General features: G+C 70.6%; 12 protein-coding genes and 3 pseudogenes. 10 read left to right on the top strand and 5 right to left on the bottom strand.

Going from position 1 to position 14,757, the window contains the following annotated elements; all coding sequences use genetic code 11:
- A pseudogene (locus ACFYPH_RS31005) lies at positions 1-231 on the top strand (hypothetical protein); the annotation flags it as partial.
- Positions 232-969: 738 nt separating this feature from the next.
- Here the strand turns inward: ACFYPH_RS31005 and ACFYPH_RS31000 are convergent.
- Both ACFYPH_RS31000 and ACFYPH_RS30995 read right to left on the bottom strand, forming a co-directional pair.
- Complete coding sequence (locus tag ACFYPH_RS31000) at positions 970-2,433, bottom strand: MFS transporter (protein ID WP_387186641.1); 1,464 nt, start codon at positions 2,431-2,433, stop codon at positions 970-972.
- Between the two features lie 42 nt (positions 2,434-2,475).
- Positions 2,476-2,712 (bottom strand): hypothetical protein, encoded by a 237-nt coding sequence (locus ACFYPH_RS30995; RefSeq protein WP_354862434.1) that lies wholly within the window; start codon positions 2,710-2,712, stop codon positions 2,476-2,478.
- 146 nt (positions 2,713-2,858) lie between these two features.
- Between ACFYPH_RS30995 and ACFYPH_RS30990 the strand changes: the two genes are divergently transcribed.
- Entirely contained in the window at positions 2,859-4,013 is a 1,155-nt protein-coding gene (locus tag ACFYPH_RS30990) for a geranylgeranyl reductase family protein (RefSeq protein ID WP_387186638.1), read from the top strand.
- 244 nt (positions 4,014-4,257) lie between these two features.
- Positions 4,258-4,431 carry a hypothetical protein gene (locus ACFYPH_RS30985; RefSeq protein ID WP_234591432.1) on the top strand — a complete coding sequence of 58 codons (174 nt, stop codon included), beginning with the start codon at positions 4,258-4,260 and terminating at the stop codon, positions 4,429-4,431.
- Between the two features lie 76 nt (positions 4,432-4,507).
- Here the strand turns inward: ACFYPH_RS30985 and ACFYPH_RS30980 are convergent, their stop codons facing one another.
- From ACFYPH_RS30980 to ACFYPH_RS30970, 3 genes are all read right to left on the bottom strand, one after another.
- The gene (locus ACFYPH_RS30980) at positions 4,508-6,298 is read right to left on the bottom strand and encodes a bifunctional metallophosphatase/5'-nucleotidase (RefSeq protein WP_387186636.1); all 1,791 of its coding nucleotides are present in this window, start codon (positions 6,296-6,298) and stop codon (positions 4,508-4,510) included.
- A 189-nt stretch (positions 6,299-6,487) separates the two neighbouring features.
- Positions 6,488-7,147 (bottom strand): nucleotidyl transferase AbiEii/AbiGii toxin family protein, encoded by a 660-nt coding sequence (locus ACFYPH_RS30975; protein WP_354862427.1) that lies wholly within the window; start codon positions 7,145-7,147, stop codon positions 6,488-6,490.
- On the bottom strand, positions 7,144-7,485 hold the full coding sequence (locus ACFYPH_RS30970) for a hypothetical protein (protein WP_354862426.1): 342 nt from the start codon (positions 7,483-7,485) through the stop codon (positions 7,144-7,146). The genes ACFYPH_RS30975 and ACFYPH_RS30970 overlap by 4 nt, the downstream gene beginning before the upstream one ends.
- Before the next feature lie 179 nt (positions 7,486-7,664).
- Between ACFYPH_RS30970 and ACFYPH_RS30965 the strand changes: the two are divergent.
- From ACFYPH_RS30965 to ACFYPH_RS30935, 7 genes and pseudogenes are all read left to right on the top strand, one after another.
- Positions 7,665-8,640, top strand: a pseudogene (locus ACFYPH_RS30965) (hypothetical protein).
- A 172-nt stretch (positions 8,641-8,812) separates the two neighbouring features.
- Entirely contained in the window at positions 8,813-8,941 is a 129-nt protein-coding gene (locus ACFYPH_RS30960; RefSeq protein ID WP_387186634.1) for a hypothetical protein, read from the top strand.
- A complete protein-coding gene (locus ACFYPH_RS30955) occupies positions 8,935-9,777 on the top strand; it encodes a hypothetical protein (RefSeq protein WP_387186632.1) in 843 nt (280 codons plus the stop codon). The genes ACFYPH_RS30960 and ACFYPH_RS30955 overlap by 7 nt, the downstream gene beginning before the upstream one ends.
- Positions 9,778-9,890: 113 nt before the next feature.
- Positions 9,891-10,847, top strand: a complete 957-nt coding sequence (locus ACFYPH_RS30950) for an RNA polymerase subunit sigma-70 (protein WP_387186643.1) — start codon at positions 9,891-9,893, stop codon at positions 10,845-10,847.
- Positions 10,844-11,272, top strand: coding sequence for a DUF6069 family protein (locus tag ACFYPH_RS30945; RefSeq protein ID WP_387186630.1), 429 nt, complete (start codon positions 10,844-10,846; stop codon positions 11,270-11,272). The genes ACFYPH_RS30950 and ACFYPH_RS30945 overlap by 4 nt, the downstream gene beginning before the upstream one ends.
- An 89-nt stretch (positions 11,273-11,361) precedes the next feature.
- Positions 11,362-14,634, top strand: coding sequence for a formate dehydrogenase (gene fdh, locus ACFYPH_RS30940; protein ID WP_387186628.1), 3,273 nt, complete (start codon positions 11,362-11,364; stop codon positions 14,632-14,634).
- A pseudogene (locus ACFYPH_RS30935) lies at positions 14,624-14,757 on the top strand (4Fe-4S ferredoxin); the annotation flags it as partial. The gene fdh and the pseudogene ACFYPH_RS30935, both read left to right, overlap by 11 nt.

Below are 14,757 nucleotides of genomic sequence, written 5' to 3'. Positions count from 1 at the left end.
CTGGGCCTGTTCCAGCAGCGCCCCTCCAGTGGTTGGGGCACCCCGGAGCAGATCACCAACCCCGAGTACTCCACCACCGCGTTCCTCAAGGGCCTCAAGCAGGTCGACGGCTGGCAGGACATGCCCCTGACCCAGGCCGCCCAGACCGTACAGGTCTCGGCCTACCCGGACGCCTACGCCCAGTGGGAGCAGCAGGCCACCGACCTGGTCACCCAGCACTGGAACAGCTGACCCACCGCACGAACCGATGGCCGGCACCCCGAACCGGGGTGCCGGCCATCGGCATACCCGCCCACTGACCTGGCCGCCACTCGGAGTTGGGTGCCGGCTATCGGCAATACCCAACCCCCGCCCACTGAGCTAGCCGCGAGCCGGGCCCGGCCATCGGCGTACCCCAGCCCCCGCCCCGTTGACTTGGCCGCCACCCCGAGTTGGGTGCCGGCTAGCGGCGTACCCAGCCCCGCCGAGTGACCGGCCGACCCCCCACATCCACGGGCGCAGCCCGCCGAACGGCATCGTCGGCCCGCGTGACGGTGAATCTTGGACAGTTTCCGTTAGGTCCTAACGGAAACTGTCCAAGATCTCGCCCGACGCCCGACGCCCGACGCCCGACGCCCGACCGGCGACCGCCCGACCGTCGACGGGCGGCGGACATCGGGCGGCCGGTCAGGTGCCGGCCGTTGGTATGCCCGGCCCGTGACTGACCGCCGATCGGCATGCCGACCTGATCGGCGCGCGGGCCCGACCGAAATGCCGGTCTGTGTGGCACATCGATCCGACCGGCATGCCGACCTGGGCGACGCATGAACCAACCGGCATGCGGCGCCTCGACCCGCGTGGCGCGCCTCGACCCGCGTGGCGCGCCTCGACCCGCGTGGCGCGCCTCGACCCGCGCGGCGCGTCGACCCGCGCGGCGCGTCGACCCGCGCGGCGCCTCCGACCCGCGCGGCGCGCGTACTCCCGGGATTTTCAGTCGTGGTGGCCGCGGAGGATGTCGATCAGCGCGGCGACCAGCGCGAGCGCGATGATCCCCGTGGCGAGCAGTAGCGATTTCTCGAAGGCCGACGTCCAGTTGCCGCGACTGTCGGTGAGCGAGGAGAAGAACATCGAGCCGACGGCGGCGATGCCGGCCGCCGCCCCGATCCGCTGGCCGGTCTGGAGCATGCCGGCCCCGCTGCCTGCCTGGGGAACGGGCACCTGGGCGAGGGTGAGTGTCTGGTTGGGGGCGATGACCAGTCCGCTGCCGATACCGGCGACGAGCAGCGGCGCGGCGGTGACCCAGGGCGCCGGGGCGTCGGGCGCGAGGCGCAGTGCGAGCACCGTGGCGGCCAGGCCGACCACCACGCCGAGCAGTCCGAGGGCGACCAGGGGACGGCCGAAGCGGTTGACGACGCGGCCCCCCAGCGCGGACGCGGCGGCGGACCCGAGCGCGAACGGGGTGATGGCGAGACCAGCGACGAGCGCGCTGTAGCCGAGCCCGTTCTGCAGGAACAGGGTGAAGATGAAGAAGATCGCGGTGAACCCACCGAAGTAGACCAGCGCGATGAGCGATCCGAGTGTGTACGACTGGAAGGTGAACAGCCGCAGGTCGAACAGGGGTTCGCGGTGCCGCGCGTACCACCGTTCCCACAGCCCGAAGGCGACCAGCACCGCCAGGCCGGCCGGGATGAGCGCCCACTTCCACGGCGTACGCCACTGCTGCTCCTGTACGAGTGGCAGCAGGATCAGCACCACGCCGACGCCGAGCAGCAGCACACCGACCGGGTCGAGTCGGCGTCGGCCGGGCTGCCCGGCGGGTCGACCGGGCAGCAGCTGCCACCCGAGGATCACCGCGACGATGCCGACCGGCACGTTGACGAAGAAGACCCACCGCCAGCCGTGCTCCTCGCCGCCCAGGGCGATGAGCAGCCCGCCGAGCAGCGGCCCGACGGCGGTGGAGATGCCGATGGTCGCGCCGAGCAGACCGAACGGACGGGCTCGTTCCGGCCCGCGGAACAGCTGTTGGATCAACCCGATCACCTGCGGGTTGATGATGCCGGCGGCGGCGCCCTGGAGCAGCCGGGCGGCGACCAGCCAGGTGGGGGACGTGGCCAGGCCGGCGAGCGCGCTGGTCAGGGTGAACAGTGCGATGCCGAAGACGAACGCGTTGCGCCGCCCGCGGAAGTCACCGAAGCGGCCGGCCGGCACGAGCACCAGCCCGAAGGTCAGCGCGTACCCGGAGAGGACCCACTGCAGGTCGCTCGGGGAGGCGTGCAGCGCGCGGTCGATGGACGGCACCGCGACGTTGACGATGCTCACGTCGAGCAGCGTCATGAACGCGGCGACCAGCCCGACACCGACGGCCTGCCAGCGTCGGCGGTTCTCGGCCGCGTCGACCGGCTGCGGCTCGTGCGCCGCGCTCATGCTGCCCCCCGTTGACGGTCGATCATGCATCCCTGACCGCTACCCCGGCAGGCGGGGGCCAACCGTCGGGGGTCACGCCATCTGACGGGCGCAGAATCGGGGGCCGAAGTCGAGGCCGGCCATCGGCGAGTCCTCGCGGTGCAGCAGGCCCTTCTGGGTGAGTTCGTGCAGTGGGGTGTGCACCTGCTCCTCGGTCAGACCGGATCCTTCGGCGATCAGGTCCGGATAGGGGACCTGGCCACGTGCTTCGAGGGCGGTGACCGCCTGGTACACGCGCTGCTCGATCTCCGACAGCTGAACCCGCTGCATGATCTCCTCCTCTGCTCGTCCGCTCCCGCGCGGACGGTCGCGTCACGTCGGTTACCCCCTGCCTGACCGAAGATGCCCACCCGATCGGGCGTTTGGCAGCTCGCCGTGCCCGGGCCGCGCAGCGGAGGGTGCCCTAGGCTGCAACCGTGATCGTCTGGGATCTCGTCGTCGTCGGCGCCGGCCCCGCCGGGCTTTCCGCGGCACACGCCGCGGCCCGCGCCGGCGTTCGTACGCTGGTTGTCGAGCGGGCCGCGCACCCGCGGTACAAGACGTGTGGCGGTGGCCTGATCGGCACGTCGCTGGCGGCCGTGCGCGGCCGCATCGAGGTGCCCGCGCACGACCGGGTGGACCGGGTGACGTTCACCCGCGACGGCCGGCGGGAGTTCACCCGCCGCAACGGCAGTCCGGTGGTGACCATGGTGCGCCGCGAGGAGTTCGACGACCGGCTGCGCGCGGCGGCGGTCGCCGCCGGCGCGCAGATGCGGGAGCAGGTCGCGGTCCGCGCGATCGAGCAGGACCCCGAGGGTGTACGCCTGCGGCTGGCCGACGGTACGACGATCACGGCCCGCACGGTGATCGGCGCGGACGGTTCCTCGGGGGTGACCGCCCGACACGTGGGTGTGCGCTACCGGCAGGTGGACCTGGGGCTGGAGTTGGAGGTGCCGGTGCCGCCCGCCGAGCAGGAGCGCTGGCGCGGGCGACTGCTGCTGGACTGGGGGGCGATGCCGGGCTCGTACGCCTGGGTGTTCCCGAAGGGCGACCGGTTGACCGTCGGTGTGATCGCGGGCCGGGGGGCGGGGGAGGGGACGCGCGCCTACCTGCGGGAGTTCGTCGACCGGTTGGGCCTGACCGGGCTGCCGGCGGAGCACGACTCGGGTCACCTGACCCGTTGCCGTGCGGAGGACTCCCCATTGCGCAACGGCCGTGTGTTGGTGGCGGGGGATGCCGCCGGGCTGTTGGAGCCGTGGAGCCGCGAGGGCATCAGCTTCGCGTTGCGCTCGGGGGAGATGGCCGGCGCGGCGGTCGCCGACGGTGATCTGGCCGGGTACGAGCGGGCGGTCACCGAGGGCCTGACGCCGGAGATGCGGGCGGGGTTCCGGCTGCTCGACCTGTTCACCCGCCGCCCTGAGGTCTTCCACGCTCTGTTGGCGACCCCGCCGGGTTGGCGGATGTTCGTCCGTTTCTGTCAGGGTCGGGCGAGTTTCGACGACATGCTGCGACGTCGACCGGTCCGGGCGGCGCTCGCGGTGTTGGACCGGCTGCCCGGCCCGCGCCGGCCGGCCGCCAGCATCCACCCCTGAGCAACAGCCCGGCGGTCCGCAGGCCCGCCGGCCCGCCGGCCCGCCGCGCCTGCGCCAGCCCGCTCGACCGTCCCTGCCGACCGCCCCTGCCGACGGCGCGTTGCCTCAGGCCATACACCCAGGATCCTAGGATGCCGTACAGGGTGTGTCGGGCCGCACCCGACGGTCGAGGGGACTGTCAACCGACAGACCGGTGCTGTGGGCCGCCCGCCGTCAGACAATGGCAGGGCAGGAGGGGGTGCCGATGGCCGAGCAACCGTTCACCGAGGACGAGTACGCGTTCCTGCGCCACATCCGGTTCGGGGAGTTGCCGCCCGCCGTTCGCCCGGACGAGCGGGTCGCGCTGACCGAGACCGATCCCGGGCGGGACCGGCCGGAGAAGGCCGAGGACCCGATCCGCTGGAACGTCCAGGGCTGAGACTGGAACGTGCGGGGCTGAGAGACGAAAAGGCGGGCCGGGGTGTCGCCACCCACGGCCCGCCGACGTTCTGCGATCAGAAGACCGGCACGCCCTCGCGTACCAGTCGCCAGTTGGGCTGGAAGAAGTCGGCCGGGTTGATCGTCCCCTTGGCCTGCGCCCAGTCGATGAGCAGCTGGCGGATCTCCTGCTGCGCGTTGTAGACCTGGGTCTTCACGATGCCGGGGAAGTTGCCGCCGCCGCTGCGCCGGTAGTTGTTCACCGCCATCACGAACTGCGCGTCGTCCGCCACCGGGGTGTCGGTGCCGGGCAGCACCAGCCGGGTGATCCGCTGGCCGACCGGCTTGGAGATGTCGATGTCGTAGTCCAGGCCGGAGAGCGCGTCGTAGTTGTAGTCCGGCACCGACGGGTCGTTGATCTGCTCGGTGTCCACGGGAGCGCCCGGGGCGAGAGTCCGGAAGTACTTCGCCGAGTACTCCAGGTACGCGCGCACCTCGGCACCGCTGAGCACGACCGCTTCGAGCGTGTTGTCGAACACGTACAACCCAGCCACGTCACGGATCTTGACGTCGCCGGCGGGGAAGACCGCGGTACGGCTGAACGGCGAGGCCTGCGACAGCACCGGCAGGCTGGCGTACTGCGTGCCGGCCAGCGCCTTCGTGACGGTCTCGGCCTGGACGTGGTTGATGAAGTCCAGGATGGGGGTGTCCTTGTACCGGGACTCCACCGTGGACATCTCCACGGTTGCCTGGGCCACCACCTGGTTCACGTACGCGATGGTCTTCTGGTGTTGGGCCCGCACGGCGGCGAGCACCTTCGGGTCCTCGGCCACCGTGTTGGTGTTCAGCATGGTGGCGGCCTTCTTGGTGATCGTCCAGCGGCCATGCTCACGGGCGAGGGTGAAGTCCATCCGGGTGAGCCGCTGGCCCCACTTCGACGGCTCGGAGAGCAGCACCTGCGCACCGGTCCGCTCGTTGGTGACGAACCGCTCGACCACCTCGTTGTGGGCGTGCCCGAAGAGGATCGCGTCGATCCCCGGCACCTGCTGGGCGATGAGCGCCACCGGGTTCTCGTTCGGCAGCTCCGGGCCGTAGCTGGAGGTGCCGCTGTCGCCGCCGTGGGCGGAGATCAGCACGAGGTCCGCGCCGCGGGCCCGCATGATCGGCACCCAATTCGCGGCGGTCGCCACCATGTCGTCGAAGCGCAGCCTGCCCTCGACGTTGCCCTTGTCCCAGATGGCCACGCCGGGGTTGGTCAGGCCGAGGATGCCGACCCGCAGGGTCGGCGCCGCGAAGCCGAGGGAGACCTTCTTGATGACGTACGGCAGGAAGGCGGGCTTGCCGGTCTTCGCGTTGATCGCGTTCGCGGCGAGCGCCGGGAAGCCGAGCTGGCGGATCCACAGATCCAGCAGCGGCAGGCCGTAGTTGAACTCGTGGTTGCCCAGCGTCACGGCGTCGTAGTCGATGACGTTCATGGCCCGGGCCATCGGGTGCTTCTCGCCGGTGGCGGTGATCGGCTCCTGCTTGGCGTAGTACGTGGCGAGGGGGGTGCCCTGGATGGTGTCGCCGGCGTCGAGGACCAGCGTGGCCTTGCCGCGCCGCTCGGCGCGGATCTGGTTGATCAGGGTCGCCAGCTTCGCGACACCGATGTCGTTGTGCTTGCTGTCGTCGTACTCGGCGTCGCGGTAGTAGTCCCAGTTGTAGACGTTGCCGTGGGTGTCCGACGTGCCGAGCAGCGTGAGGTCCCAGGTGCGCGACCGGGTCGCGCCCGCCGCCTGCGCGGGGGCGGCGGCGATCAGCGGGGCGGTCGCCGCCGCGGCGGCGACGGCGAGCACCTGGCGACGCGACGGACCGGATCCAGAGGTCATGACGTGCCTTTCCATGGGGGTGGACGCGCCTCGTGAGCGCCTCGCGCACCATAGCCAGCGCCTGTCACTTGCGCCACGCCAGCCCCGGTTTTCGCAGGCCGTCGCAGGGTAGGGCGCTCTCGACGAGGTCGCGGGGGAGCCGCCCGCACGGTGCGAGGAAGAAGAAGTACGGGTTCGCGGGCGGTGGCGTCAGCGGGGCCAGGTGGTGAAGCGGTGGCGCACCCGGGCGACGTCGTCGGCGTCCAGGCCGTAGCGGCCGAAACGCTTGTCGGACAGCCGGTCCAGGTAACGCCCGGCGGCCCGTACGTCGGCCGGGTCCAGCGCGGGGTCGACCTGCCGGGCGAGCATCAGCAGTTGCGTCACGTCGTAGTGCTCCAGGGCCGCCGCCACGTCGATGAAGTCTCGGACCTCCCGCCGGTTGACCAACGCCGCGATCTTGTTGGCGACCAGGTCGCGCACGTCCATCACCGGGCCGAGGTCCATCACCACCGGGCTCTGCTGCCGGTCCAGCCGGGCCAGGCTGAGCCGGATCTGCCGCCCGTCGCGGCTCACCACGAAGTCCTTCATGTCCTGGCCGTACCCGTCGAACAGATCGGCGAGCTCGCTGTCCGGGTCGGCGTCGGTGACGGTGAACCCGGCCCGCTCCAGCGCCACGCGCACCCCGGCGGTGGCCGCCGCGGCAGCACCCTCGACGTCGGCGAAGAGGTCCACGTCCTCGGTCGGCCGGGCGACCAGGCCGTGCGCGGCCCAGGCCACCCCGCCACCCAGCACGAACCGGTACGGCCCGGCGGCGGTCAGCGCCACCCGGGCCACCTCCCGGTAGAACTCGTGCAGGTGTGGTGCGATCACGCCGCGCGCAGGCCGCGGTGCCGGCTCTCCCACGCGAGGCGGACGCCCCGGGGCAGGTTGAGCAACCGCCACACCCGGCGCAGTGTCCGCCCGTTGATCAGAATGCGCAGGTCGTCGGCGCTGGCGGTCTCGCGCAGCACGTTCTCGTACATCCAGAGCAGCTGGTCGGGGTCGCCGAGGTCGAACGTGCGCTCGGCGTTCCACATCAACCGCACCGGCAGCTCGACGACGCCGCGGGTGGGGCCGGTGAGCTCGGTGAGGGTGCGCGCCACCACGGCCGGACGACCCGGGCGGGCCAGGAAGACCACGCCGGTCGCGGTGGGCGAGACGGCCTGCATGCTGTCAGGGTAACGCCCGCCGGTCCCGGTGTCGCTCAAGCGACCTTCCTCGGCCTGCGCGCACGTCCCGGCGTGGTTGAGGAGAGCTGCCAGATAACCGACAGCTCGCCCGGTTCTTCAGGGCTAGGGTGGCCGCTTCCCGGTGTCATCTGAAGGGACTCGCGGTGAGCGGTTCGTCAATGTCGTTCGAAACCGCCCGCCGTATTCTCGGCAAGCACGACGCGGGGTGGAGTGAGAAGCTCGGCACCCTGCTGGGATTGGCGGCTCTCGGCAGCGGTGGCGCTGGCGCCCTGCTGCCGGCGATCAGCGCCGCGTGGGGATGGATCGACCAGAAGAACGAGCTGGTCCAGCAGATCACGATGGCCGTCGAGCGTTTCCGTGACCGTACCCTTCGGCCCGAAGGGTCGGGAACGGCACGAACTGATCGCGGCCGCGCACACCGCGGTGGTGGCGGGCGCGTTCTTCACTGCCCTGAACGAGGTGGTGGGCACGGGGTACGCGAGCCTCCGTCTCACCGAGGTCGAGAAACAGAAGATGGTTCCCGGCGGTGGCGCTGTCACGCACGACACCATCGTTTCGTACCTGCTGGGGGTGGAACTGCCGCTGCCGTGGGCGGGCTGTGGGTTCGAGGCCAACCTGATGGCCTCGGTGATCCCGTTCTACGAGTCGATGACGGAGCGCTGTCTGGGTTTCTTCGGGAGCCTCGCCGCCTGGGAGAAGATCGAGGTTGACCTGGGCTACCAGTTCGGGCATTTGATCCAGGCGCGCATCGTCGACAGCGCGATCAGAACCTACCGCGACGACTACCGTCGACTGGCCGCCGACGTGCCGGAATTCGGCATGTGGGCGTTGCTGGACCAGATCGGGTTCGTGGCGGCGACCCAGGAGGCCGCGCACCGCACGTCCGTGCAGTTCCAGCAACGGTCGCTCGCGCTCATGGAGCAGCTCCTCAACGACCTGCCGTACCTGCCGAACAGGCAGCACGGACCCGACCGGACGATCATGGCGCGGCGTAACCGCCATCTCCTGTCGGAGCCGATCGCCCAGGTCACCGAGATGGATCAGATGTCGGGCCTGCGGATGCCGACCACCGAATCGGGTTACGTAAATCCGCACTTCCAGTGGGCCGTCACCGACGGTCAGTCCCGTACCTGAGAGGAGGAGTGGTGGAAGCAGCAGCGGAACGGGCACCGGCTGGATCATTTTCTCGCCGCGTACTTCGCCTCGGCTCGCAGCGCGGAGCGTCCGCTGGTGATTCTCGGTCATCCGGGCGCCGGAAAGTGTGCGGTGGCGTCAGCTGTCCGAGGCCAGTCAGGACGTCACCAGAGTGGTCCTCCTGGACGGTCTGGACGAACTGATGCAGGCCACCGGCGCGACCGAGTCCGGCTTCCTGCACGAGGTGCAGGAGTTCCAGGAAAGGAGGCGTCGATCGGTTCGCCGGTCGCCGTCGTGGTGACCTCCCGTACCGTCGTCGCCAACATCGCGAACATCCCGGCCGGCTCGCTGGTGGTCAAGTTGCGCGATTTCGACCGCGAGCAGGTCGGCGCGTGGGTCGACATGTGGAACGAGGTCAATCGGGAGCCGATCGCCAACGCGACGGTCAAGCCGCTCGCCGCGGACGCCGTGTGGTCGATGGGCGAGCTGGCCCGTCAGCCGCTGCTCCTGCTCATGCTGGCGATCTTCGGGGCGACGGACGACCCGCCGGTGGACGGCGCCGGTCAGGTCACGCAGGGGCAGCTCTACCAGTGGCTGCTCAACGGCTACGTGAGTCGTGAGGTCACCAAGGCGCCCCGGCCGGCGGGTCGACCGCTGGAGGGCGACGAGGCCGCCGCCCAGGCGGACCGCGAGCTGTGGCAACTCGGAATCGCGGCGTTCGCCATGTTCAACCGGGGGCAGCAGTCGGTCAGTGGCCAGGACCTGGACGCCGACCTGGCGCCGATGCTGCTGTCGTCGGCCGCGTACACCGGGAACCGGAAGCGGTTGTCCCGCCCGCTGGACCCGGCGATCCGTACGATCGCCCGGTTCTTCTTCATCCACGCGGCGGACGTCAACAGCAGTCTCGTCACCGGCAGCAGCTACGAGTTCCTGCACGCGACGTTCGGTGAGTACCTGATCGCCTACCACGTGTTGCATCAACTGGACGGCCTCGCGAACGCGCGGCGATACCTGCCGGTCGGGCAGGAGTGGACCGATGACCAGTTCATCCGTTCCAGCCAGGAGCGCGAGACGTTCGGCCGGTTCCGGGACTACAACCCGTCCGGGCGCAACCTGCTCGGCCGGGTCGCCGCCTAGCTAGGAGGATCGTCCGGCCCGGTGATGAGTTGTCGCGCCCGCACCCGTCATACCTGCGACGGGACACGACGAGACGGGAGCATGACGTGACGAGTGGGCACACGGACGAGCAGATGGGTGGGGTCGACGAGCCGGCCTTCGCAGGGCTGGCGGGTCGGCACCGGCGGGAGCTGCACGTGCACTGCTACCGGATGCTGGGGTCGTTCGAGGATGCCGAGGACGCCGTGCAGGACACGTTGCTGCGCGCGTGGCGGCGGCGGGAGACCTTCGCGGGGCGGTCGTCGTTCCGGGCCTGGCTGTACCGGATCGCCACGAACGCCTGCCTGGACCTGCTCGCCAGGCGCCGCCCGGAGCCGGCGACCGGCGGCGAGGTGCGGTGGTTGCAGCCGTACCCGGACCGGCTGCTCGACGAGCTGCCGGCGGGAGACGCGGACGAGCCGGAGACCGTCGCGGTCGCGCGGGAGACGATCGAGCTGGCGTACCTGGTGGCGGTCCAGCACCTCGCGCCGCGCCCCCGGGCCGTGTTGATCCTGCGGGACGTGCTGGGCTGGCCGGCGAAGGACGTCGCGGAGCTGCTCGGGGACTCCGTCAACTCGGTGAACAGCGCGCTGCAACGGGCCCGCGCCGGCATGCGCGAGCACCTGCCCGCCGAGCGGCAGGACTGGACCGGCGGCGAGGAGGACGCCGGGACGCGCGAGCTGGTGCGCCGCTTCACCGACGCGAGCGTGGCCAAGGACATCGACGCGCTCGCCGCCATGCTGCGCGACGACGTCCGCTGCTCGATGCCGCCCACTCCCGGCGTCCACGTCGGCCGCGACGCGGTGCTGGACGACTGGGTCCAGGATGGTTTCGCCGACCTGGGACGCCTGCGCGGCGTCCCGACCGCCGTGAACCGGCAGCCCGCCGTCGCCTTCTACCTGTGGCGGGAGCAGGAGAACGCGTACCTGCCGCTGACCATCGACGTCCTGCGCGTCACCGGCGGGGCGGTCGCCGAGATCGTCATCTTCCACGACGACCAGTTCGCGCGGCTCGGGCTGCCGCAGCGCCTCCCGGCGGACGGTGCCAGGTGAGCGCCGTGGCCCCGGCGTCGGGCCGGACCAGCCGTACCCACCGACTGCGCGGGCTCGCCGGTGTCGGGCTCCTCGCCACGCTGGTCGCGGTGCTGGCCACCACCGTCGCCGTCGCGCTCGCCCGGGCCGCCGGCGTCGACTTCGCGGTCCCCGCTGGTGGCGAGACGATCCCGACGCCCGGGTTCGCCGTGGTGACCGGCGTCTTCTCGGTCGTGGGCATCGTCATCGCCGCCGCTCTGCTGCGGTGGAGCGTGCGCCCCGCCGCGCGATGGGTGTGGACGGCGGTGTCGCTGACCGCGATCTCGTTGGTCGCGCCCCTGCTCTGCGGGGGCAGCGCCGCCACCGTCACCGCCCTTGCCGGACTGCACCTCGTTCCCGCGGCCGTGATGATCCCCGCGCTGAGATGGAGCCTGCGCACCGAGTGACGGTGCCGCGACGCCACCCTCTCGATTAGCGAAGACTCCTCATCTGACTTATGTTCGTGAGGTCGCTCGCGTGGGAGGGGGTGTCGGGGATGGGTCTGCGGACGTTCATCGAGGGCTGGCCGGTGTATCGGCAGCTCACCGGCACGGACCCGTTGGGCCGGGGCGCGGCGGCGAAGTCCGCGCGCTCGGCTGGCCTGACCGCCCGCACCGAGACCGCCGAGAGCGTGGCCCGGTCCGTCTGTCCGTACTGCGCGGTGGGGTGTGGGCAGCGGGTGTTCGTCAAGGACGGGCAGGTCACGCAGATCGAGGGTGATCCGGACAGTCCTATCTCGCGAGGTCGGTTGTGTCCGAAGGGTTCGGCGAGCAAGAGTCTGGTGACCAGTCCGTTGCGGCAGACGACGGTCCGCTACCGGCGGCCGTACTCGACGCAGTGGGAAGACCTGGACCTCGACACCGCGCTCGACATGATCGCCGACCGGATCCTCGCCGCCCGCGAGCAGACCTGGGAGGACGTCGACGAGCAGGGCCGGCCGCTCAACCGGACGTTGGGGATCTCCAGTCTGGGCGGGGCGACGCTGGACAACGAGGAGAACTACCTCATCAAGAAGTTGTTCACCGCGATGGGGGCGCTACAGATCGAGAACCAGGCCCGTATTTGACACTCCGCCACCGTCCCCGGTCTGGGGGCCAGCTTCGGTCGTGGCGGTGCGACGGATTTCCAGCAGGACATCGCCAACGCTGACGTCATCGTCATCCAGGGTTCGAACATGGCCGAAGCGCACCCGGTGGGTTTCCAGTGGGTGATGGAGGCCAAGCGTCGTGGGGCGAAGGTGTTCCACGTCGACCCGCGGTTCACCCGTACGAGCGCGGTGGCCGACGCGTACCTGCCGATCCGGGCGGGCACGGACATCGCGCTGCTCGGCGGCGTGGTGCGCTACATCCTGGACAACGAGCTGGACTTCCGGGAGTACGTGCTGTCGTACACCAATGCGGCGACGATCGTCAGCGAACAGTTCAGCGACACCGAGGACGGCGACGGGTTCTTCTCCGGGTTTGACCCGGAGACCGGCACCTACGTGCAGGACAGCTGGCAGTACGAGGGGCACGAGGGGTCGTCCGGCAGCGGGCACACCGCCCAGGAGCGGGACAGCGCCGCTGGGCTGACGCACGAGTCGCATGGCGCGCAGGTGGGTGGGCAGACCCGGCGCGATGAGACGTTGCAGCACCCGCGCTGCGTCTACCAGATCCTCAAGCGACACTTTTCCCGCTACACGCCGGAGATGGTGGAGCGGGTCTGCGGGATCCCGCAGGAGAAGTTCCTCGAACTGGCGCAGGCGTGGACGGCGAACTCGGGCCGGGACCGCACCGGCATGCTGATCTACTCGGTGGGGTGGACGCAGCACAGTGTGGGCGTGCAGTACATCCGTACCGGGGCGATCATCCAGTTGCTGCTGGGCAACATGGGCCGTCCGGGTGGCGGGGTGATGGCCCTGCGCGGTCACGCCAGCATCCAGGGTTCGACGGACATCCCGACCCTGTTCAACCTGCTGCCCGGCTATTTGCCGATGCCGCACCACGCCGACCACCCGACCTTCGGCGAGTGGGTGGACAGCATCCGGCACCCCGGCCAGAAGGGCTTCTGGGGCAACGCCGAGTCGTTCGCCGCCAGCCTGCTCAAGGCGTACTGGGGTGACGCGGCGACGCCGGAGAACGACTACTGCTACGGCTACCTGCCCCGACTGACCGGTGACCACGGCACCTACCAGCAGGTGCTCAACATGATCGACGGGAAGGTCAAGGGGTACTTCCTGCTCGGGCAGAACCCGGCGGTGGGCTCGGCGCACGGCCGGGCGCAGCGCCTGGGCATGGCCAACCTGGACTGGCTGGTCGTGCGGGACCTGTTCATGATCGAAAGCGCGACCTTCTGGCAGAACGGTCCCGAGGTGGCCACCGGCGAGATCGTGCCCGAGGAGTGTCGTACCGAGGTGTTCTTCCTGCCGGCCGCCTCACACGTGGAGAAGGAGGGCACGTTCACCCAGACGCAGCGGTTGTTGCAGTGGCGGGAGAAGGCTGTCGAGCCGCCGGGCGACGCCCGCTCCGAGCTGTGGTTCTTCTACCACCTTGGGCGCAAGCTGCGGGAGAAGCTGGCCGACTCGACGCTGCCGCGTGACCGTGCGCTGCTCGACCTCACCTGGGACTACCCGACGCACGGTCCGCACGCGGAGCCGAGCGCCGAGTCGGTCCTGCGGGAGATCAACGGGTACGACGTGACGACCGGCCGTCCGTTGTCCAGTTTCACCGAGGCCCGTGCGGACGGCTCCACCGCGATCGGCTGCTGGATCTACACGGGCGTGTACGCCGACGGCGTCAACCAGGCCGCCCGCCGCAAGTCCCGACACGAGCAGGACTGGGTGGCCGCCGAGTGGGGCTGGGCCTGGCCGGCGAACCGCCGCATCCTCTACAACCGCGCCTCGGCCGACCCGGACGGCAACCCGTGGAGTGAACGCAAACGCTACGTGTGGTGGGACGCGGAGAAGGCCGAGTGGACCGGCTACGACGTGCCGGACTTCGAGAAGACCAAGCCTCCGTCGTACCGGCCGCCGGCCGGCGCGGCCGGGCCGGAGGGGATCGCCGGCGACGATCCGTTCGTCATGCAGGGCGACGGCAAGGGTTGGCTCTACGCTCCCAGCGGTGTGCTGGACGGGCCGCTGCCGACGCACTACGAGCCGGTGGAGTCGCCGGTGCGCAACCCGCTCTACCGGCAGCAGGCCAACCCGACCCGCAAGTCGTACGCGCACCCGGTGAACTCGGTCAACCCGAGCCCGCCCGAGGAACACAGCCAGGTCTTCCCGTACGTGTTCACGGTCAGCAGGCTCACCGAGCACCACACCGCCGGTGGGATGAGCCGCACGGTGCGCCCACTGGCCGAGTTGCAGCCGGAGATGTTCGTCGAGGTGTCGCCTGAGTTGGCCGCCGAGGCCGGGTTGGCGCATCTGGGGTGGGCGCACCTGATCAGCGGGCGCGCGGTGATCGAGGCGAAGGTGCTGGTGACCGACCGGCTCACCCCGCTGCGGGTCGACGGTCGGATCATCCACCAGCTGTGGCTGCCGTACCACTTCGGTTACGAGGGTCTGGTGACCGGCGACTCGGCCAACGACCTGTTCGGCATCACCCTCGACCCCAACGTCCTCATCCAGGAGAGCAAGATCGGTACCTGTGACGTCCGGTCGGGCCGCCGGCCCACCGGGACGGCGTTGCTCGACCTGGTCGCCGACTACCAGCGGCGGGCCGGGATCACACCGGGCGGACACGCGCCGGCCGTCACCACCGACCAGGACGTGGAGGGGCGCGATGGCTCCTGACCCGAACAGCCTCTACGGGCCGCTCGATCCGGCGCCGGACGCCGGCTATGTGGACGCGCCGCCGCGGATGGGGTTCTTCACCGACACGAGCGTGTGTATCGGGTGCAAGGCGTGCGAGGTGGC

The sequence above is a fragment of the Micromonospora sp. NPDC005252 genome, from assembly GCF_042872475.1.
Lineage (GTDB): Bacteria > Actinomycetota > Actinomycetes > Mycobacteriales > Micromonosporaceae > Micromonospora.
Note: the sequence above shows the minus strand (reverse complement) of the source record. Positions and strands in the feature narration are given on the sequence as shown.